This is a genomic window from Ruegeria sp. SCSIO 43209 (assembly GCF_019904295.1).
In the GTDB taxonomy this organism is placed as follows: Bacteria; Pseudomonadota; Alphaproteobacteria; order Rhodobacterales; family Rhodobacteraceae; genus Ruegeria.
The window spans coordinates 2,444,133-2,461,829 of the sequence record NZ_CP065359.1 but is presented as its reverse complement, the minus strand read 5'-3'; the positions used below and the strand labels follow the sequence as shown (position 1 = coordinate 2,461,829).

General features: G+C 59.5%; 24 protein-coding genes. 7 read left to right on the top strand and 17 right to left on the bottom strand.

Annotation, left to right across the window (positions count from 1 at the left end):
• Positions 1 to 38: 38 nt before the first annotated feature.
• Complete coding sequence (locus I5192_RS12410; RefSeq protein WP_170402416.1) at positions 39 to 848, bottom strand: division plane positioning ATPase MipZ; 810 nt, start codon at positions 846 to 848, stop codon at positions 39 to 41.
• A gap of 218 nt (positions 849 to 1,066) precedes the next feature.
• Between I5192_RS12410 and I5192_RS12405 the strand changes: the two genes are divergently transcribed.
• From I5192_RS12405 to I5192_RS12395, 3 genes are all read left to right on the top strand, one after another.
• On the top strand, positions 1,067 to 1,954 hold the full coding sequence (locus I5192_RS12405; RefSeq protein ID WP_223116948.1) for an AEC family transporter: 888 nt from the start codon (positions 1,067 to 1,069) through the stop codon (positions 1,952 to 1,954).
• Between the two features lie 118 nt (positions 1,955 to 2,072).
• Positions 2,073 to 3,662, top strand: coding sequence for an MFS transporter (locus I5192_RS12400; RefSeq protein WP_170392671.1), 1,590 nt, complete (start codon positions 2,073 to 2,075; stop codon positions 3,660 to 3,662).
• Positions 3,663 to 3,713: 51 nt separating this feature from the next.
• Positions 3,714 to 4,391, top strand: coding sequence for an SOS response-associated peptidase (locus I5192_RS12395; RefSeq protein WP_223116947.1), 678 nt, complete (start codon positions 3,714 to 3,716; stop codon positions 4,389 to 4,391).
• A gap of 86 nt (positions 4,392 to 4,477) precedes the next feature.
• On the opposite strand, the gene rpmE is transcribed toward I5192_RS12395, so the two are convergent.
• Together rpmE and rplS are read right to left on the bottom strand one after the other, a co-directional pair.
• Positions 4,478 to 4,699, bottom strand: coding sequence for a 50S ribosomal protein L31 (gene rpmE, locus I5192_RS12390; protein ID WP_170392669.1), 222 nt, complete (start codon positions 4,697 to 4,699; stop codon positions 4,478 to 4,480).
• An 11-nt stretch (positions 4,700 to 4,710) separates the two neighbouring features.
• Positions 4,711 to 5,094 (bottom strand): 50S ribosomal protein L19, encoded by a 384-nt coding sequence (gene rplS / locus I5192_RS12385; protein ID WP_170328369.1) that lies wholly within the window; start codon positions 5,092 to 5,094, stop codon positions 4,711 to 4,713.
• A gap of 370 nt (positions 5,095 to 5,464) precedes the next feature.
• Between rplS and I5192_RS12380 the strand changes: the two genes are divergently transcribed.
• Positions 5,465 to 6,265, top strand: a complete 801-nt coding sequence (locus tag I5192_RS12380) for a GH25 family lysozyme (protein WP_170648527.1) — start codon at positions 5,465 to 5,467, stop codon at positions 6,263 to 6,265.
• 2 nt (positions 6,266 to 6,267) lie between these two features.
• On the opposite strand, the gene trmD is transcribed toward I5192_RS12380, so the two are convergent.
• The 12 genes from trmD to I5192_RS12320 all read right to left on the bottom strand — a co-directional run bounded on the left by trmD (position 6,268) and on the right by I5192_RS12320 (position 13,730).
• Positions 6,268 to 7,071: a tRNA (guanosine(37)-N1)-methyltransferase TrmD gene (gene trmD, locus I5192_RS12375; protein ID WP_170392667.1), complete on the bottom strand. Its 804-nt coding sequence runs from the start codon at positions 7,069 to 7,071 to the stop codon at positions 6,268 to 6,270.
• Positions 7,068 to 7,883 carry a hypothetical protein gene (locus I5192_RS12370; protein ID WP_170425117.1) on the bottom strand — a complete coding sequence of 272 codons (816 nt, stop codon included), beginning with the start codon at positions 7,881 to 7,883 and terminating at the stop codon, positions 7,068 to 7,070. Before I5192_RS12370 ends, trmD begins: the two co-directional genes overlap by 4 nt.
• Positions 7,883 to 8,386: a ribosome maturation factor RimM gene (rimM, locus tag I5192_RS12365; RefSeq protein WP_170392665.1), complete on the bottom strand. Its 504-nt coding sequence runs from the start codon at positions 8,384 to 8,386 to the stop codon at positions 7,883 to 7,885. The genes I5192_RS12370 and rimM overlap by 1 nt, the downstream gene beginning before the upstream one ends.
• Entirely contained in the window at positions 8,379 to 8,525 is a 147-nt protein-coding gene (locus I5192_RS12360; protein WP_170392664.1) for a hypothetical protein, read from the bottom strand. Before I5192_RS12360 ends, rimM begins: the two co-directional genes overlap by 8 nt.
• Before the next feature lie 2 nt (positions 8,526 to 8,527).
• Positions 8,528 to 9,163, bottom strand: coding sequence for a 5,6-dimethylbenzimidazole synthase (bluB, locus tag I5192_RS12355; protein WP_170392663.1), 636 nt, complete (start codon positions 9,161 to 9,163; stop codon positions 8,528 to 8,530).
• Positions 9,164 to 9,175: 12 nt separating this feature from the next.
• Positions 9,176 to 9,565, bottom strand: a complete 390-nt coding sequence (rpsP, locus tag I5192_RS12350; protein WP_010437590.1) for a 30S ribosomal protein S16 — start codon at positions 9,563 to 9,565, stop codon at positions 9,176 to 9,178.
• 43 nt (positions 9,566 to 9,608) lie between these two features.
• Positions 9,609 to 9,905 (bottom strand): chorismate mutase, encoded by a 297-nt coding sequence (locus I5192_RS12345; protein WP_170392662.1) that lies wholly within the window; start codon positions 9,903 to 9,905, stop codon positions 9,609 to 9,611.
• A complete protein-coding gene (locus I5192_RS12340) occupies positions 9,902 to 10,441 on the bottom strand; it encodes a GNAT family N-acetyltransferase (protein ID WP_170392661.1) in 540 nt (179 codons plus the stop codon). Before I5192_RS12340 ends, I5192_RS12345 begins: the two co-directional genes overlap by 4 nt.
• On the bottom strand, positions 10,438 to 10,989 hold the full coding sequence (locus tag I5192_RS12335; protein ID WP_170392660.1) for a GNAT family N-acetyltransferase: 552 nt from the start codon (positions 10,987 to 10,989) through the stop codon (positions 10,438 to 10,440). Before I5192_RS12335 ends, I5192_RS12340 begins: the two co-directional genes overlap by 4 nt.
• A complete protein-coding gene (locus I5192_RS12330; protein WP_170625088.1) occupies positions 10,986 to 11,501 on the bottom strand; it encodes a GNAT family N-acetyltransferase in 516 nt (171 codons plus the stop codon). Before I5192_RS12330 ends, I5192_RS12335 begins: the two co-directional genes overlap by 4 nt.
• Before the next feature lie 41 nt (positions 11,502 to 11,542).
• Positions 11,543 to 13,051, bottom strand: a complete 1,509-nt coding sequence (ffh, locus tag I5192_RS12325; protein ID WP_170402391.1) for a signal recognition particle protein — start codon at positions 13,049 to 13,051, stop codon at positions 11,543 to 11,545.
• Positions 13,052 to 13,211: 160 nt separating this feature from the next.
• Positions 13,212 to 13,730 carry a hypothetical protein gene (locus I5192_RS12320; RefSeq protein ID WP_170818880.1) on the bottom strand — a complete coding sequence of 173 codons (519 nt, stop codon included), beginning with the start codon at positions 13,728 to 13,730 and terminating at the stop codon, positions 13,212 to 13,214.
• 89 nt (positions 13,731 to 13,819) lie between these two features.
• Here I5192_RS12320 and I5192_RS12315 point away from each other — a divergent pair, with 89 nt between their 5' ends.
• Positions 13,820 to 14,350, top strand: coding sequence for a prolyl-tRNA synthetase associated domain-containing protein (locus I5192_RS12315; RefSeq protein ID WP_223116946.1), 531 nt, complete (start codon positions 13,820 to 13,822; stop codon positions 14,348 to 14,350).
• On the opposite strand, the gene I5192_RS12310 is transcribed toward I5192_RS12315, so the two are convergent.
• On the bottom strand, positions 14,351 to 15,091 hold the full coding sequence (locus tag I5192_RS12310; protein WP_223116945.1) for an aspartate/glutamate racemase family protein: 741 nt from the start codon (positions 15,089 to 15,091) through the stop codon (positions 14,351 to 14,353).
• Between the two features lie 64 nt (positions 15,092 to 15,155).
• Positions 15,156 to 15,737 (bottom strand): FMN-dependent NADH-azoreductase, encoded by a 582-nt coding sequence (locus I5192_RS12305; RefSeq protein ID WP_170392654.1) that lies wholly within the window; start codon positions 15,735 to 15,737, stop codon positions 15,156 to 15,158.
• A gap of 120 nt (positions 15,738 to 15,857) precedes the next feature.
• Here I5192_RS12305 and I5192_RS12300 point away from each other — a divergent pair, with 120 nt between their 5' ends.
• Together I5192_RS12300 and I5192_RS12295 are read left to right on the top strand one after the other, a co-directional pair.
• Entirely contained in the window at positions 15,858 to 16,736 is an 879-nt protein-coding gene (locus I5192_RS12300) for a LysR family transcriptional regulator (protein ID WP_170609772.1), read from the top strand.
• Positions 16,733 to 17,644 (top strand): DMT family transporter, encoded by a 912-nt coding sequence (locus tag I5192_RS12295; RefSeq protein WP_170392652.1) that lies wholly within the window; start codon positions 16,733 to 16,735, stop codon positions 17,642 to 17,644. Before I5192_RS12300 ends, I5192_RS12295 begins: the two co-directional genes overlap by 4 nt.
• The last annotated feature ends 53 nt before the right edge of the window (positions 17,645 to 17,697 follow it).

Here is a 17,697-nt window from a genome sequence, read left to right as displayed (position 1 = left end):
GATTTACTTTGGTTAGCTGTGCAGGCGCTGCCACGCGGCTAGAAGTCGATCTCAACACCCGGCAAGCTCAGTTCCTTCATCATGTCGCGCAATTCCTGACGTGCGGCGATGTTTGAGATGTTTAATTGCTTGACCCCGATATCCTTGAGGTCCAGCAAAGTCAGTCCGCGCGGGAACAACTCGCGGAAAATCACCCGCTCGGAAAAGCCCGAGGCGACGCGGAAGCCGATGCGCTGTGACAGCATCTCGATCGCGCGTTGCATCTTTTCCTTGTTGACCATGCGCTGGGTGCCGACCCGGTTGCGGACGACGACCCAGTCGATCGGTTTCAGCCCAGCTTGGGCGCGCAGTTGGCGGGCATTCCAGACCATCTCGGAATAGACTGAGGGGCCAAGGATTCTCTCACCTTTGGAATCGATCCGCGCTAGCAGGTCAAAATCGATGAAACTGTCGTTCAGCGGTGTAATCAGCGTATCGGCCAGCGAATGTGCAACCTGGCTGAGTCGAGTGTGCGAACCGGGGCAGTCGATCAGGATGAAATCGCTATCGCTTTCCAGTTCGGCCACGGCGGCTGAAAGGCGGTGGTCATAGATGTTTTCACCGGGTTGCAGAGCGCTGGCGTCAATCTCGGGCAGGTCGTGGTGGCGTGGGCTGGGCAGAGACAGGTCCGAGCCGTTCAGGAAGTTCAAGCGGTTCTCGAAATAACGACCCAGACTGCGCTGACGCAGGTCAAGATCGAGTGTGCTGACCTTGTGCCCCAGCCGTGCCAATGCGGTGGCCACATGCATCGACACGGTTGATTTGCCTGCGCCGCCCTTTTCGTTCCCGACCACAATGATATGTGCCATGCCTGTATTCCCAAGTCCCGCCGTGTTTGCCTACACGTTGTTGGCGGCCACTATATGTTGTGTGAGCTGAGAAGGGAAGAACCTCGGGCCGTCTTGAGCGCTATTATCAAGCCTCAAATTGGAAAAGTGCTTGGTACTTGGGGGTTAGGGTAAATCCTTGCCAAACACACACCCCTGTTTCACTGTCCATCCTATGGATTTGTGATCGAGGGCAGCCATTGGATCATCTGTTTCTGAACGTTTTGAACGTGGTTCTGCCTGTCCTGATTTGCGCTGGAATCGGTTACGCTCTGGCTGTGATCAAGGCCCCCTATGACAACAAAGTTATTGGCGGGATCGTCTCGCGGGTCGGGTATCCGACGCTGATTATCTCGCACCTTTCAACCACCCAGATTGCGGTCGGCACCTTCCTTGATGTCATGATGGCCGCCGCTTTGGCGATTGCAGGTTTTGGGCTGTTGGGGCTTGTCGCGCTCAAACTGATGCGGCTGCCGGTGCGGGCATTTCTGACGCCACTGATGCATGGCAATGTCGGCAATATCGGCCTGCCCATTACCCTTTTGGCGCTGGGCGATGCGGGTATGGCCTATACGATGGCATTTGTGGTGGTTGTGCTGATCAGTATCTTCACGATCGGCATGTGGATTCCGGCCGGAGAGTTCTCACCCAAGAAACTGGCGACTTCGCCGATTATTTACGCGGTCGCACTGTCGCTGGTGTTGATGGCGACGGGCACCAGCCTGCCGCAACCGGTGGCCAAATCCTTTGATATTCTGGGTGGGCTCTCGATCCCGCTGATGTTGCTGACGCTGGGCCACACGCTGGCGACCCTGCGGATCAAAAGCCTTGGCCGAGCCGTTTCGCTGACAGCGCTGCACCTGCTGATGGCTGCGGTGATTGCCAGCGCGTTGGTCTGGAGCTTCGGCTTCACCGGGGCTGAGCGGGGCGCGGTGATCCTGTGCTGTTTGATGCCATCCTCTGTCGCGACCTATTTGTTTATCGATCAGCATGTGCCGGAATACGGACCCGATGTGGCCGGGTTCATTCTGGTTTCGACTCTGTCCACGATCCTGGTGCTGCCATTGGCGCTGTCCTACTGGATCTAATAGGCGCTGGGCGCGCAGCGCGCTAAAAACAGTATCTATCAGCAAAAAACCGTTTAATAATAGGCACAACACGGTGCCCGAAGGGCCAGCGCGCTATTCCTGAACGGGGGACAGGCAGATGCCAAAAGACGTCACTGAGGACATATCCGGCGCGGGAGGGGCACGTCTGGTTCTGGTGATGACCGCGCTGTGCATGATGGTTGTTGGCTTCAACACAACCGCCGTTGCGACGATCCTGCCAAATCTGAAGGCCGAGTTCGATCTGTCGCCTTCCAGCCTGCAATGGGTGATGGCGATCTATACAGTGGTTAGCGCGACCCTCGTCACCATCGTCAGCCGACTTGGCGATATCACCGGCAAGATGGGCGTCTTCTTTGCCGGAATGATCGTGTTCGGTCTTGGCTCGGCCCTTGTATTGTTTTCGCAGGATGCAGCCATGTTGCTGGCAGGCCGCGGGGCCCAAGGTGCCGGGGCGGCAGCGCTGTTTGGCACCTCGCTTTCGCTGCTGACTGCCGCCACGCCCGAGGAACAACGGGCCAGCGTCACCGGTGCCTGGGGCGCGATCGTCGGGCTGGCAATTGGTGTTGGTCCGATCGTTGGCGGCGCGTTTGCGCATTACCTCAGCTGGCGGGGCGTGTTTGCCACCGATCTGGCGCTGCTGATCGTGGCCTTTGCGGTCGGGTTGCGGGTCAGCAAAGAGCATTACGTCCCCGACACCCGTCTTGCAGGCGCAAAGTTCGATCTTGCGGGTGCAGTCGCATTGGTCCTGCTGCTTGGCCCGCTATCCTTCGCGCTCAGCAACGGGGAAAGCCACGGATGGGCCACAAGATCGACCCTGATCCCGCTTGCCGTGTCGGCTGTAGCGGTGATTGCACTGATCATCACCTCGCGCCGCAGCGCGGACCCTCTGATCGAGCTGCGCTACTTCCGCCACCCCCGTTATTTCATGGCGGCGGCAGGGATGTTCATTACCGGCTTCGCGCTGTTCAGCTTTTTCGTCTATTTCAACGTCTTCGTGCAATCGCCAGATGCGTTTGGCCTGTCCGCTGTTGGGGCGGGGGTGGCGATCCTGCCGTTGAGCCTCAGTATGTTCGTCGTGTCCGTGGTGGCTCCGCGTTTTCTTGCACCTTACAGTTTTCGATGGCCGGTGATCCTGGGCATGGGGTTCATGACCTGTGGGTTCATGCTGTTGACGACAACGACGAACACAACCGGCATGGGTGCGATTTGGTGGAAGCTGGTGATTATCGGGATCGGGCTTGGCATCGGTTTTTCGTTATTGCCGCGTCTCGGGCTGCGCTTGTTGCCGGAAGAACATATGGGGCAGGGCTCGGGCGTAGTGAATGCGTTCCTTTATTTTGGGGCCACGCTTGGTGCGGTTGTCGGCGGGTTGGCTGAAGCGATCACCACCCGGCGCGGCCTGACCGAAGTGATCAACGCCTTGCCCACCGGGTCCGAGCAACGGGCTGATCTGGCCCATGCGTTGACACATGGCACTGCAAGTCAGGTGCAGCAGCTTATAGCGGCGCTTGATCCGACCACGGGCGAAGCGTTGGCGCGCGCCTTGCGAGATCTGCAGGATGATGCATTTAACAGTGCCATGCTTGTCGCCGCTATCGCTGCGCTTTTGGGGATGATCCTGGCTGCCGTAATGCTGCGAGGCCCCGTGCCTCCACCGCACAGCGCGGTTGATCTGACAAGGGACTGATCGTCGGTGGGGCCACTTGTGACCGGCACCCAATCGGCCTAGGTTTTCGCCATGTGTGGAAAATTTGCAGCCGGTCACCTGACGCAGCGGGAAATGCTGGCGATTACCGAGTATTTTCTCTACGGCAAGGTCTCGCCTGATCTGCCCGAACAGCTGCCTTCGGGCGGGTACAATGTGTCTCCGACCAATCGGGTTGGCATGGTCCGTTGGGACGGAGACCGGGCCGAGCTGGCGACGGCGCGCTGGCAGATCAAGGACCCGCGCAGCAAGAAGCCGATGATCAACTCGAAGATCGAAAATGTCAGCTTCTGGCAGGAGTACTGGAACAAGGGGCGCTGTCTTATTCCGGCGCTGGGCTATTACGAATGGCCCAAGGATCAGGGCCATAATTGCCCGGTCTACATTACGGTTCAGCGCAATGCCCCGGTGATGTTCTTTGCGGGGTTTTACCGAACGGATGATGGCAGCCATAGCTGTACGATCCTGACCCGGACACCCAGCCCGCAGATCGCGCATATTCACAGCCGAATGCCGTTGATCCTGACCCCGGATGAGATCGAAAACTGGCTATCAGGCGTCACGACCGCGCAAGAGGCGCAGCAGTCGTTGGGTGCGCAGTACGAAGGCCGGTTTGAATATCACACCGTCAAACCCATCAAGCGCGGAGCTGAGGGCGAAGATATGATTGAGCCTTACACGCCCCCGGTCCAGACCGGGTTTGATTTCTGAAACAGCCGCAAAGTGCAGTGGGGTAATTCCAAAACAAAAAAAGGCCGCCCAATTGGACGGCCTTTCGCATTTCAACCAGGTCGGGATTAGAAGCCCAGACCTTCGTATTTCTTCTTGAACTTCGACACGCGGCCGCCTGCGTCCATCAGGCGCGACGAACCACCGGTCCATGCGGGGTGCACGGAAGGGTCGATTTCCAGAGCCAACTGGTCGCCTTCGCTGCCCCAGGTGGATTTCATCTGAACCACAGAGCCATCGGTCATTTTGACGTTGATGACGTGATAATCGGGATGGATGTCTTTTTTCATCTTTCCGCTCCTTACGCCTCGGCGCCAGCCTTGGGCTTGTAGTTGGTGACTTCTGCGATACGCGCGGATTTACCACGGCGCGAGCGCAGGTAGTAAAGTTTGGCGCGACGAACGCGGCCACGGCGGACAACGGTGATGCTGTCGATATTGGTCGAATGCAGCGGGAACACACGCTCCACGCCTTCGCCAAACGAAATCTTGCGAACGGTGAACGAACCGGCGATGCCGCTGCCACCTTTGCGCGCGATGCAGACGCCTTCATAGTTCTGCACACGGGTACGCGACCCTTCGGTCACTTTAAAGCCGACACGGATGGTGTCACCGGCTTTGAAATCGGGGATGTCTTTCCCCAGGGCGGCAATCTGTTCCGCCTCAAGCTGTGCGATCAGGTCCATCGCAGTTACTCCTATCTGCTCGTGGTTGGTCCACGAAGTTTGGGCACGGCCTGAGAGCTCTTGGTCTTCACCGGGTCCTGCGCACAGCCCGCCAGAGGTCAGATCGAATGTTCCTTTTGGTCCGGTCCGCCCTGTCGCGCCGGTGCCGAAGAAAGCTGGGCGTCACGTCAGGATGCAAACCAAAACACCGGAGTCGCATAACGCCACACCGGATTGCGCTGCTTTACGGGCTTTGCGGGCGGGGATCAAGCCTTATTCTTGGTGAAACAGGTGAGTTTTTGCCACCCGTCAAATCCACCGTTGCCTTGTTCACCAGATCAGGCATTCTGGGATTAATTATAAGAGCAGATATTTGATACAGGATCATAAGATGCGCAAAGCACTTCTGCTGGCCGTTATGGCGCTTGCACTTGTCTCATGTGGTCGCCGCGGCCCGCAACCTCAGGTGGTTGAGCCGCAGGCCTTCGCGGACACGACCCCGCCTTCGATCATCTACCCCGCCTTTGGTGACGCTGACCCGCACCCGTGGGAGGGACGTCATCCCGGCCATTACCCGGTGCATGGGCTGGATGTCTCGCGTTGGCAGGGGCCGATTGATTGGCGCACCGCGCAGAAGAACGGTGTCAGCTTTGCCTTCATCAAAGCCACCGAGGGCGGAGATTTTACCGACCCGATGTTCGACGAGCACCGACGCGGCGCACAAGCTGCCGGAGTGCCGTGGGGGGCCTATCACTATTATTATTTCTGCCGTCCGGCCCATGAACAGGCGCGTTGGTTCATCCAGAACGTGCCCAAAGGGGCCGACCTGCCGCATGTGCTGGATATGGAATGGACGCCCCATTCCAAAACCTGCACCCTGCGCCCTGATGGCCGAACCGTTCGGGCCGAGGCGCAGCGGTTCCTTGATATTCTCGAGCGCCACTATGGCCGACGCCCGATTGTCTACACGACGGTGGATTTCTACGGCGACACCGATATCGGACGACTTCCCAAAACTGAGTTCTGGCTGCGCTCGGTCGCGGGCCACCCGCGCAACGTTTATCCAGGCTCGGTCTGGCGGTTCTGGCAATACACCGGCACCGGGCTGGTGCCGGGGGTTCAGGGTAAGGTGGACATCAACACCTTCAACGGCACGCCGGAAACCTGGGCGTTGTGGAAGGCAACCCGTTAGTCTTAGCCCTTATCTTCTGATTTTCGATAGGCGTCCCACAGATCCGGCCGCCGTTCGCGGGTGATCTGTTCCGACATTTCATGACGCCAATCCGCAATGCGTCCATGGTGGCCTGACATCAGGATCTCGGGGATCGGGCGGCCTTTCCAGTCGGCGGGGCGGGTGTATTGCGGATGCTCCAATAAGCCAGAGGAAAAGCTCTCCTCCTCGGCTGAGGCCTGATTGCCCAGAACGCCCGGGATCAGCCGCACGGTGGCGTCGATCAGGGCCTGCGCGGCGATTTCACCCCCGGTCATGACAAAATCACCCAAGCTGATCTCTTGCACGCCGTAATGTTCCAGCACGCGCTCATCGACGCCTTCGAAACGACCACATAACAGGGTCATGCCATCGCAGCGAGCCAGGTTTTGCATCATTTTCTGATCCATCCGACGCCCACGCGGGCTGAGGTAGATCAACGGCCAGTTGCCCCGGATGCCCGCCATCGTATGCTCAATGGCCTCACCCAGCACATCGGCACGCAGGACCATGCCTGCACCGCCGCCCGCCGGGGTGTCATCCACATTGCGGTGCTTGCCGATCCCGAATTGGCGCAAATCCACAGTTTCCAACTGCCATAGCCCTTCTTGCAGGGCCTTGCCGGTCAGGCTTTCGCCCAGAACACCAGGGAAGGCAGATGGGAACAACGTGATGATCTTGGCCTTCCACACCCCGTGCAGATCGGGCGTCGGCGTCATCAACTCGCGCGGCTTCAACGTTGGACGGATGGCTTTGCGGCCATGGGACTTTCCGGGTTTATCTGTCATCTCGAGCCGATCAGATCATTCTGGGTGCTTTGAACCAAAGCCGTCTTTTGATCGATCAGCGCAGCATCGTCCAGATCGGATCGGTTCATTTCCAGCATCTGCTGCAAGACATCCTCGGGCAGGCGTGGGTTTGATCGGGTCGGGCCTACCAATTCGGCGGCTTTGTCCGCAGGCAGGTCAAGGAATTCAGCAAAAGTGCTTCCAAGCCCATGTCGCTGGCCCTGCAGGTCTTCCAGCCATTCGGTGCGGACCGAGACCGAGGGCAAACGGTCGCGCACAGCCGCAGCAGCAATCTGAGGCGACGGCACCGGTTCAAGCCGGGCGCGAAAGGTCTCAAAATCCTGAATCAGGCGCGATCGTTGCAGATCATGCGCCCACAGGCTGCGCAGCCAGCTTCCCCGTTGGCGCAGCGAGTAGTAGATCGTTATATGCACCTCTTCCCCGGCAAATCGGTCGCGGATCAGGCCGACAAGGCACGAGGCGAGCTCGGGCGCGGCCTCATATCCCACCGCGACATTGCGGCTGGGGCGCAGGCCCGAGAAATTCTCTTCGCTCAGAACCAGCCCGCGCTTCTGGCCGAATTCCAGTGAATTCAGAAAGTGCCGCATCTGATCCTTGAAATCGCTCATCGCGCCGGGGGTGCCGTAGACGGAATAGCGTGTGGCTGCTTCGGACAAGCCGGTTTTGCGGGTCCGATAGGGCAGGACCAACGCATGGTGCGGCCAGATCAGTGAGCGGTTTTCGAACAGAAAGGACTGTGCCGCCGTCGTCCCGGTCTTGTGCAGACCCAGATGCAGCAACACGCGGCGCATTACAGCAGGCCCTCGGGCGGATCAGCGATGATGCGGCCCTTGTCCAGATCAACGGTCGGAACGGATTCGAGTGTAAACGGCAGCAGCACGGTGGCCTTTAAGCCCGGACCGTGCAGTTCCAACAGATCCGCCGCGCCGTGATTTTGAACCGATTTCACCCGACCCAGCAGGGTGCCGCCGGTGTCATAAACCTCAAGCCCGATAAGGTCGGTGTGGTAAAACTCATCATCCGGCAGCGACGGCAATTGATCGCGCCGCGCGTAAAGGCGCAGGCCATTCAGCGCATCCGCCGCTTCCTTCGTCTCAATGCCACCCAGCCGGGCGGCAAAGCCGTTCTTGATCGCGCGGGTCAGGACTACGGGATAGCGCTCTTTACCTTCTTCGTCTGTCAGCGGCGAATAGCCTTCGATATCCTCGGGGACGGCACAGAAACTTTTCAGCCGCACCTCGCCGCGCACCCCATACGAGCCCGCGATGCTGCCTACGCAGATCAGATCACTCATTTCGACCATCCGTCACACATAGCCCGTCCCGCCATTGTCCGATCACCTCGCACGCCTCGCGCTGGTTCGAGCGTTCGAAGAATACGCCCACAATAAATGCGATCGCCAGCAGGATGGGAAGACGTAACAATCCGAACATGTCTAGCGCACCTCGATGGGCAGAGAGGCGTCGCGGCATTCCCAGCCGACCTGCTCCAGCTCCGGCGTATCGGATTGGGCCTCGGGCCAGCCCAAGCAGAAATATCCGATCAACCGCCAGTCCTCGGGGACATCCAGATCGCGCACCATCTGGTCCGGGTCGAGGATCGAGACCCAGCCCAGGCCCAAGCCTTCTGCCCGCAAGGCAAGCCAGAAGAGCGTGATGGCTGAGACGACGGAATAACGCCGCATTTCGGGCATAGTGCCTGCGCCGAGACCTTGACCTTTGTCGGTGGCATCGTCGCAAAACACAGCCAGCTGCACCGGAGCCTCTTTCATCCCGGACAGTTTCAACTGGCTGTACAGCTGCGCCTTTTCGCCGGAATACCCGCTCAGCGCCCGCTCGTTGGCCGCTTGGAAATTCTTCAGCGCCGCGTCGCGCGCGGCCTGACTTTCGATGCGGATCACGCGCCAGGGTTCGCTGAGCCCAACAGAAGGGGCCAGTCGAAACGCGTCGAGGCAGCGCGTAAGCACTGCCTCGTCAATTGCATCGGTGCGAAACCGGCGCACATCACGCCGGAGCCGCATCAACAGATCGAACTGCGTGCGAAAATCGTCGGAAAAGGCCTGATCCTGCACGCGCCTGACTGCTTATTCTTCTGCAGCAGCTTCTTCAGCCGGTGCAGCAGCCGCTTCGGCAGCTTCAGCAGCCTTGGCAGCTTTCTCTTCCGCGCGTTCCTGAGCTTTCTTGCCCGGAGTACCCTTGTTGGGATTGTTGCGCTCGGCCTTGTCACGGGCGCCGGCAGCTTCCAGCATACGTGCGATCCGGTCGGTGGGCTGTGCGCCCTGATCCAGCCAGTACTGGATGCGCTCCATGTTCATTTTCACGCGCTCTTCGCTGTCTTTCGGCAGCAGCGGGTTGTAGGTGCCCAGTTTTTCGATGAAACGACCATCGCGCGGCATACGGCTGTCAGCCGCAACAATGCGATAGAAGGGACGCTTTTTCGAGCCGCCGCGGGCGAGACGAATTTTCATTGCCATGGTGGTATCTCCTTTAGATGGCGTTTACCGGGATCGTTTCCGGTTAATTCTGATGTTTCTTGTGGTGTCGGATGACTTCCTGAATGATGAAATTCAGAAAAGCCTTGGCGAAATCGGGGTCCAGATCGGCCTCTTTCGCCAGGTCTTCTAACCGTGCGATCTGCGCAGCCTCGCGCGACGGATCGGACGGGGGAAGGTCGTGTGCGGCCTTGAGCTTGCCAACGGCCTGCGTGTGCTTGAACCGCTCGCCCAGCGTATAGACCAGGATCGCATCCAGCCGGTCGATGCTTTCTCGATGGTCTTTCAACAGCGCAGCAGCCTGTGTCACGGGGTTGTTCATTGGCCGGTCCTTTCGGTGGTCAAATCAATCTGCGGATGACGCCAGATCTGAGCGTGCTTGCCCAAAAGCTCGGCTCTCTCAATCTCCAGCGTTGCGCCCAGCCGTTCGGCCAGCGCGCGCGAGCGATCATTGGCATGGGCGATGTAAGAAATTACACCGTTAAGCCCCTGATGCCGCGCTGCATAGTCGCGTGCAGCCGCGGCGGCCTCAAAGCCCAGACCTTTGCCTTCGGCCTCGGCCATCAGCGTCCAGCCCAGCTCGGGCTCCGCCCAGCCGGGTACGTAGATCATGCCTGCCCATCCCACGAATGCGCCGCTGGTCTTTTCAGTCAAATGCCACAGACCATAACCGCGCAGCGCCCAATGACCCAATCTGTTCGAAAGAGAGCTCCAGCTTCCAAGCGCGTCCTTGGGACCACCAACCATATGGCTGCGCTCGGTCGCGTAGAACGCGGTCATCGCAGGAAGATCGTCCAGATGCGGCGCGCGAAGGATCAGGCGATCGGTTTCGACGGTGGGTATAGTGAACGAGGTCATGCGTATGCCTCCACGCCACCGTTTACCAGATCGGCAGGCGCCGAATGACGCCAGACCTGCATCGCCCCGAAAGCCGGGTGTTCGAACATATATTCGAACTGCGCGCCCAGCCGTTCCGCGACAGCCTTGCTGCCCAGATTATCCGGATCGATCAGCGAGATTGCGGTTTCCCAGCCCAGCACGTCATAGGCATGTGCACGTGCAGCCAGTGCCGCTTCGGTCGCATAACCCTTGCCGGTGGCGTGGTTCATCAGGGTCCAGCCAATTTCGGGCTCGGGCCAGCTATGCGGGTTCCACAAGCCAACATGGCCTACATAGGTGCCCGTGTCTTTTTCCTCGACACCCCAGAAGCCATATCCCCGCATCGCCCAGTGGCCTAACAGCATCGCAACAGCGCGCCATGTCTCATCCGGGCGTTTCGGGCCGCCGACGAATTTCGAGGCGTCGCTGGCAAAAAACTCTGCCTCAGCCTCAAAATCGGCCTCGCAGGGGGCCCGCATGATCAGGCGTTCGGTTTCCAGCGTTGGTATGGCCATGGCAAGTGTCATGCCTGCACCTCGCCGTATCGCCAGACATGCTGGGTTGGACCAAAGGCGCTTTCGGCAACGGCGTCGCGCGTTGCACCCAGACGCTGTGCCAATGCGTTCGAACGCGTGTTGGATTGCGAAACGTAACTTACGAACTGACCGGACCCGAGCAGATCGAAGCCAAAATCGCGAACGGCGCTGCACGCTTCGGTCGCGTAACCTTGCATGCGGAACTTGCTATCGAACATATAGCCAAGCTCGGGCTCGTGATCGTCCCATTCGAGGCCCAGAATGACGAAGCCAATGACCTGATCATCATCGTCTTTAAACGTGACGGTGAACAAGCCGTGACCATGCAAAAGCCAGCCTGATGTGTAGTAGGAAAACTCAGTCCAGGCGTCCTGCTCGGTATCGCCAAAGCTGTCCTTGCAGATCGACGTCCAAACCGGCAGGTCGTCCAGAGTGGGCGCACGCAGAACCAGCCGCCGGGTTTCAATGACCGGCAGGGCCGCGCGATACTGCGCTGCTGCCATCGCCGCCTTTCCGGACGGGGGCTGGGTGCAGCGTGCTGACGTCACTTTTTCTTTCCGAACCCGCTCAGCCCCGGGGGCAGACCCATGCCGCCACCCAGTCCGGGCAGACCGCCGGGCATCTTACCGCCCATCGCTTTGGCGGCTTGTTCCAGCGCCTTGGGGTCCATGCCCGCAGCCATTTCCTCAGGCGAGGGGCCGCCTTTGCCGAACATGCCTTTCATGGCCTGTTTCAGCATCTTGCCTTTGCCCATCTTGCCCATCTTTTTCATCATGTCGGACATCTGCCGGTGCATCTTGAGCAGCTTGTTGAGGTCGCTGACCTCCATACCCGAACCGGCGGCGATGCGTTTCTTGCGGCTGGCTTGCAGCAGTTGCGGGTTGGCGCGTTCGCGTTTGGTCATCGACTGGATCAGCGCGATTTGCTGGCGCAGGATTTTATCGTCCAGACCGGCCTGATCCATCTGCTTGGCCATCTTGTTCATGCCCGGCATCATGCCCATCATGCCCTGCATGCCGCCCATCTGGATCATCTGCTCCAGCTGCATTTTCAGGTCGTTCATATTGAACTGACCTTTGACCATGCGCTTCATCATGCGCTCGGTCTGTTCCATCTCCATCGTTTCCTGGGCTTTTTCGACCAGAGCAACGATGTCGCCCATGCCCAGAATACGACCGGCGATCCGGTCCGGCTCGAAGGTTTCGAGCGCGTCCATCTTCTCGCCCAGACCAACAAAGCGGATCGGCTTGCCGGTGACCGCGCGCATCGACAGCGCCGCACCGCCGCGCCCGTCACCGTCCATACGGGTCAGGACCACGCCCGAGATGCCGACCTTGGCATCAAACTCTTCGGCCACTTCAACAGCGACCTGACCGGTCAGGCCGTCGACCACTAGCAGCGTCTCGCGCGGGTCGACCACGTTACGAACCTGCTCGACCTCGTCCATCAGGACTTCGTCGATATGCAGACGGCCCGCGGTGTCGAGCATATAGACGTCATAGCCGCCGAGCGTTGCCTGTTGCTTGGCGCGCTTGGCGATATCAACCGGCGTCTGCCCGGGTACGATCGGCAGCGTATCTACACCAACCTGCGTGCCCAGAACCGCAAGCTGATCCATCGCCGCTGGGCGATAGACGTCCAGCGAGGCCATCAGGACCTTCTTGCCCTCTTTCTCTTTCAGGCGTTTCGCCAGCTTACCGGTGGTGGTTGTCTTACCGGAACCCTGCAGGCCGACCATCAGGATCGGGGCAGGCGGGTTGTCGATCTTCAGCGCACCGGGGTCTTCTTCGCCGCGCAGTGTATCGACCAACGCGTCGTGCACGATCTTAACGACCTGCTGGCCGGGCGTGATCGATTTGGTGACAGCTTGACCGGTCGCCTGTTCCTGTACTTTCTTGACAAACTCGCGCGCCACCGGCAGCGAGACGTCGGCCTCAAGCAGGGCAACGCGGACTTCGCGCAGGGCGGTTTTCACGTCTTCTTCAGACAGGGCACCCTGTTTGGTCAGCCGGTCAAAGACGCCGGAAAGGCGTTCGGATAGATTTTCAAACATGCCTTCGGCCTCCTTAGCCGGTTATCTGGTGGCGTGCCCTAGATAGGACGCGTCGGTTAAATGCACAAACGCCCCCACGGGCGAAACTCGCTGGTGGGGGGCGATCCCTGAACGACTCAAGGGACCGGAAGATCAAGCGCTTCCGGATGTTGGTGGCGACTTAGGCCGATTGGCTGGCAGAGTCAACCTTGCGCGCCGGAAGCCAGTCATTGATCGCATCAACCAGCCGATGCGCGCCGCGCCCGCTGGAATAAGCCTCGACAATGGGATGCCGTCCGGCGCTCATGCCCTCATCCAGTATTAGGACAGGGCGATAGAGGGTCGATGTGCCATTGTCGCTACGTGAGGTCGTGCTTTCGGTTTCCGCGTGCGAGAGGTGCGAGAGCTCATGTTCCACGGCATCATATCCAAAGACTGACTGTCTGCGGATCAGGATGCTGTTATTATTGCGATCCAGTATGACCTGCACGCGCCGGACAAAGGCGCAAAATGCACCAAAACCCATGCCTCCGCCGAATAGTGCGAAGAAAATGCCGAACAAGATACCCTCGCCACCTTCACTGGCCAAGAAGACGCCCGCGCCGACAAATGCCAGAATGAAGAAAACCAGCGTGATGCCGATGAACCATGGCGTATTGGACAGGATCAGTTGGCTCGGAGTGTTACGCGTGACTTTCATGGCGGCACGCTAGCACCGAATGCCGCGCCTGTCGTGGCTTGAATTTACCTGTCGGTTGGGCGATGAGCGCGCCATACGAGGAGGTTCCCATGGACGCATCATCCGCATTTCAGGATACGTTGCCGCTCAGCTCGGATGCGCTTTTGGCGCAGTTGGATGAATGGGGGCTGCCCTATCGGTTGCATACACATATCCCGCTGCGCACGATTGAGGATGCAAAGGGGGTGGAAGGCCAGTTCATGGTGCCGGGTGAAAACACATTGCGGCTTAAGAACCTGTATCTGCGCGACAAGAAAAAGCGGAATTATCTAGTGACGCTGGAACAGAGCCGCGAGATCGACCTCAAGGCGCTGGGCGCGGAGTTGGGGGTTGGCAACCTGTCCTTCGGCTCGGCGGATAGGCTGTTCCAGAACCTCGGCATCCGCCCTGGCGCGGTCAGTCCGCTGGCGATGATCAACGGCGTTGAGAACAACGTTAAGTTCTTCATGGACGCCGCCGCGCAACAGGCCGATGTCATCAACATGCACCCTTTGGTCAACGACCGAACCGTCGTTTTGTCGCGCGAAGAACTGATGGTGTTCTTTGATAAGATCGGGTGCGAGATAAACTGGCTGCCGTGATCACCCCTCAAGCGCTTCGTTCAATGCGGCAGCGACATGGGCGGCAGAGGGGTTGACGAACAGGTGACCATCCGCCTCGAACACCGGATCGTCCAGATGATCGGGGAAGGCCAGAGGCAACTCGGTACAGGCTAGCAAGATCGCCGTTCCGGGTGCGGCGAGTTTGTTGCAGAAGGCCAGCAGGCGCGCATGTGCGGTGTCGGATGCGCCGCCGTAGAAATCACTGTCGATCATCGCCTGCATCTCGGCGATCTCAGGCTCGGGCAGGCGTGTGTTTGCCGTGATACCCTCGGCGGCCAGCCGGTCGGCATAGTTTGTGGCCTGCATAGTGACTGCGGTTCCAAGGACCAAAGCATTGGTGGCACCGGTCAAGACGGTCGCGTCGGCGGTTGCGTCAAAAATGCTGAGAATAGGCATGGAGACGCCTTCGCGGATCGCGTGAAGCCGCGCGTGTGGCGTATTGGAGGCGATGATGCCGAAATCGCAGCCTGCGTGTTCCAAAGTCAGCAGCGCTTCGCGGAACACTGCGTCGAAAGCGGCCCAGCTGTCTTCGTCACCGGCCACGCCGCGCAAGGCACGGGTTTTGGCTTGGGTGACGGATTCGATGGTCATGGGTGGGATGGGCAGCGGCGATCCGTGGCCGCGTTCAGCAAAATACCGACCCGCGCCTTCAGCGATCGCCCGGTAGTAGTCGACAGTTGAGGCCCAGCCAACACCACCCAATATTCCAATCTTTTTCATGTGAACCGTCCAGTCTGCCGATTTGCCTCGGCGCAGACTGGACGGTTCAAGGGGGTCAGGTCAATCAGGCTGCCAGTTTGGTTACAGCTTTCTGCGCATTGGACAGGGTTGTTTCGGGGTCCAGTGCCATGCGATCTGCGGCGATGACCTCGACATCGTGGATGCCGATGAAGCCCAGAACATGGCGCGCATAGGTGGTGGCAAAGTCGATTTCGGAGCCCACCGCCGTACCGCCTGATGCAACAGCAAGGATGGCGCGTTTGCCTTCCAGCAGACCTTTCGGTCCTTCTTCGGAATAGGAGAATGTCAGACCGGCACGGGCGACCAGATCAATCCAGGCCTTGAACGCGGCGGGAACTGAGAAGTTGTAGATCGGCAGGCCGATGACGATCGTGTCGGCCTTTTGCAACTCGGACACCAATTCGTCCGACAGGGCCAGCAGGTCTTTCTGTACCGCGTCACGCTGGTCGGCGGGGGTGAAATTGGCGCCGATCCAGTCCTCGGTCAGCAGGGGCAGGGGGGTGGCCAGATCGCGGCGGATGATACGCCCGGCGTTCAAGTGGCGAACCACGCGGTCGGACAGATCGCGGGTGGCAGATCCAGTGCGGCGGGCCGAGGCGTCGATATGCAGGATGGTTTTGGTCATTTCGGGGCGTCCTTTGTTGCGGAATTAGCTTCTGTTGCCCCAATATGGCTGTTGCGTGCATGAACAAAACTCGGATATATCAACAAGCATTGTTAGAATTTGCACATTGGATCAGATGCAATGGACAATTGGGATGAAGTGAGAACCGCCTATCAGGTGGCGCGTATGGGAACGGTCAGCGGCGCGGCGGACGTGCTGGGTGTGCACCATGCCACCGTGATCCGCCATATCGACGCGATCGAGGCGCGGCTGGGCGTTAAACTGTTCCAGCGTCACGCGCGTGGGTACACACCAACCGAAGCGGGTGAGGACCTGTTGCGGGTCGCGCAGGCAACCGAAGATCAATTCAACCAGTTGGTCGGTCGCATGAAGGGGCGCGGAGACGATGTCTCGGGCGAGATCGTGGTCACCTCACTGGCCTCATTGGCCCCGCTCATCGTACCGACGCTGACCGAGTTCCAGCAGACCCACCCGGGATTGATCGTGCGCTATCTGACCGGCGACCGCCTGTTCCGGTTGGAATATGGCGAGGCGCATGTGGCGATCCGCGCCGGGGCCGCGCCGGATCAACCGGACAATGTGGTGCAGCCGTTCATTCCACAAGAGGTCGGACTATTCGCCAGCAAGGCCTATCTCGCGCGCCACGGCAAACCCGCAAACGTTGCAGATTTCGCCAATCACTACTTCGTGGGCAATGATGATGAAAACAGCCGCGCGCCGTTTTCCCGCTGGCTGCGTGCCAACGCGCCGGAGCAGGCGATCACTTTCCGCTGCACCAATAATTTCTGTATGCGAGAGGCTGTTCTGGCCGGTGCAGGCATCGGCTTTATGGCCCGTTGGGAGGCCGCGCGCGATCCCGATCTGGTCGAGGTGATGGCACCGTTACCCGAGTGGTCTGGCAAGCTTTGGTTGGTGACTCATGTGGATCTGCACCGGACCACTAAGGTGCAGGCTTTCCTATCCTTCCTGAAAGATCAATCCAAGGGCTGGCTGCCGTGACACCGCAGGCGCGCGGCCATCTGGCCATGCTGACATTCTCGGCTTTGGTGGCGGGCAGTTTCTCGCTTGGCTCAATGGCGGCAAATGAGATCGCACCGTCGGCGATCACGGCAGCGCGCTTTGCGATTGCGGCGGTTGTGATCGGCATCGCTGCGATTGCCACAACGGGCATTCCGCGCAGCGCGGCTCGGGCACCATGGCGCTATCTGGTGCTTGGCGGATTGTTCGGAGCCTACTTTGTCCTGATGTTCTACGGATTGAAAACCGCTCCCCCGGTCAGCGCGGCGGCGGTCTTTACGCTGACCCCGGTCATGTCGGCGCTGGCCGGGTGGGTGCTGCTGCGCCAGATCACCACTCCACGCATGGCGCTGGCCCTGACGGTCGGTGCGGTCGGTGCGCTGTGGGTGATCTTCAGAGCGGATTGGCAAGCCTTTCAGGTCTTCGAGATCGGAGGCGGCGAGATCATCTATTTCTGGGGTTGCGCCGCGCACGCCGTCTATACGCCGATGATACGGCGATTGAACCGGGGAGAGCCTGCGGTGGTGTTCACCTTCGGTACGTTGGTTGCGGGGTGTTTGATCCTGACGGTCTGGGGCTGGTCCGATATCCGTGCAGTAGATTGGGGCAACCTTCCCGGGATTGTCTGGGTGACGCTGCTTTATATCTCGTTGTTTGCGACCGCCGCCAGTTTTGTACTGGTTCAGTTTGCAGCCCTGCGTTTGCCCGCGGCAAAGGTCATGGCCTACACTTACCTGACGCCCAGCTGGGTGATCCTGTGGGAAATCGCCCTGGGACGTCCTGCGCCGACGGCATTGGTGTTGGTTGGTGCCGGGCTCACCGCTGTTGCGCTGTTGTTGCTGCTGAAAGGAGAAGACGCGCCTGCAAACACTCCGGTGCGCTCGAATTGAAGCTTGTGATTTCTACCTGATGTGGCAGCCTGCCTGTCACCACCAAGGAGCTG

Coding starts and splice junctions, on each gene's coding strand:
- I5192_RS12410 (WP_170402416.1), bottom strand. CDS start 848: ATGGCACATATCATTGTGGTCGGGAACGAAAAGGGCGGCGCAGGCAAA.
- I5192_RS12400 (WP_170392671.1), top strand. CDS start 2,073: ATGCCAAAAGACGTCACTGAGGACATATCCGGCGCGGGAGGGGCACGT.
- I5192_RS12395 (WP_223116947.1), top strand. CDS start 3,714: ATGTGTGGAAAATTTGCAGCCGGTCACCTGACGCAGCGGGAAATGCTG.
- rpmE (WP_170392669.1), bottom strand. CDS start 4,699: ATGAAAAAAGACATCCATCCCGATTATCACGTCATCAACGTCAAAATG.
- rplS (WP_170328369.1), bottom strand. CDS start 5,094: ATGGACCTGATCGCACAGCTTGAGGCGGAACAGATTGCCGCCCTGGGG.
- I5192_RS12380 (WP_170648527.1), top strand. CDS start 5,465: ATGCGCAAAGCACTTCTGCTGGCCGTTATGGCGCTTGCACTTGTCTCA.
- trmD (WP_170392667.1), bottom strand. CDS start 7,071: ATGACAGATAAACCCGGAAAGTCCCATGGCCGCAAAGCCATCCGTCCA.
- I5192_RS12370 (WP_170425117.1), bottom strand. CDS start 7,883: ATGCGCCGCGTGTTGCTGCATCTGGGTCTGCACAAGACCGGGACGACG.
- rimM (WP_170392665.1), bottom strand. CDS start 8,386: ATGAGTGATCTGATCTGCGTAGGCAGCATCGCGGGCTCGTATGGGGTG.
- I5192_RS12360 (WP_170392664.1), bottom strand. CDS start 8,525: ATGTTCGGATTGTTACGTCTTCCCATCCTGCTGGCGATCGCATTTATT.
- rpsP (WP_010437590.1), bottom strand. CDS start 9,565: ATGGCAATGAAAATTCGTCTCGCCCGCGGCGGCTCGAAAAAGCGTCCC.
- I5192_RS12345 (WP_170392662.1), bottom strand. CDS start 9,905: ATGAACAACCCCGTGACACAGGCTGCTGCGCTGTTGAAAGACCATCGA.
- I5192_RS12340 (WP_170392661.1), bottom strand. CDS start 10,441: ATGACCTCGTTCACTATACCCACCGTCGAAACCGATCGCCTGATCCTT.
- I5192_RS12335 (WP_170392660.1), bottom strand. CDS start 10,989: ATGACACTTGCCATGGCCATACCAACGCTGGAAACCGAACGCCTGATC.
- I5192_RS12330 (WP_170625088.1), bottom strand. CDS start 11,501: ATGGCAGCAGCGCAGTATCGCGCGGCCCTGCCGGTCATTGAAACCCGG.
- ffh (WP_170402391.1), bottom strand. CDS start 13,051: ATGTTTGAAAATCTATCCGAACGCCTTTCCGGCGTCTTTGACCGGCTG.
- I5192_RS12320 (WP_170818880.1), bottom strand. CDS start 13,730: ATGAAAGTCACGCGTAACACTCCGAGCCAACTGATCCTGTCCAATACG.
- I5192_RS12315 (WP_223116946.1), top strand. CDS start 13,820: ATGGACGCATCATCCGCATTTCAGGATACGTTGCCGCTCAGCTCGGAT.
- I5192_RS12310 (WP_223116945.1), bottom strand. CDS start 15,091: ATGAAAAAGATTGGAATATTGGGTGGTGTTGGCTGGGCCTCAACTGTC.
- I5192_RS12305 (WP_170392654.1), bottom strand. CDS start 15,737: ATGACCAAAACCATCCTGCATATCGACGCCTCGGCCCGCCGCACTGGA.
- I5192_RS12300 (WP_170609772.1), top strand. CDS start 15,858: ATGGACAATTGGGATGAAGTGAGAACCGCCTATCAGGTGGCGCGTATG.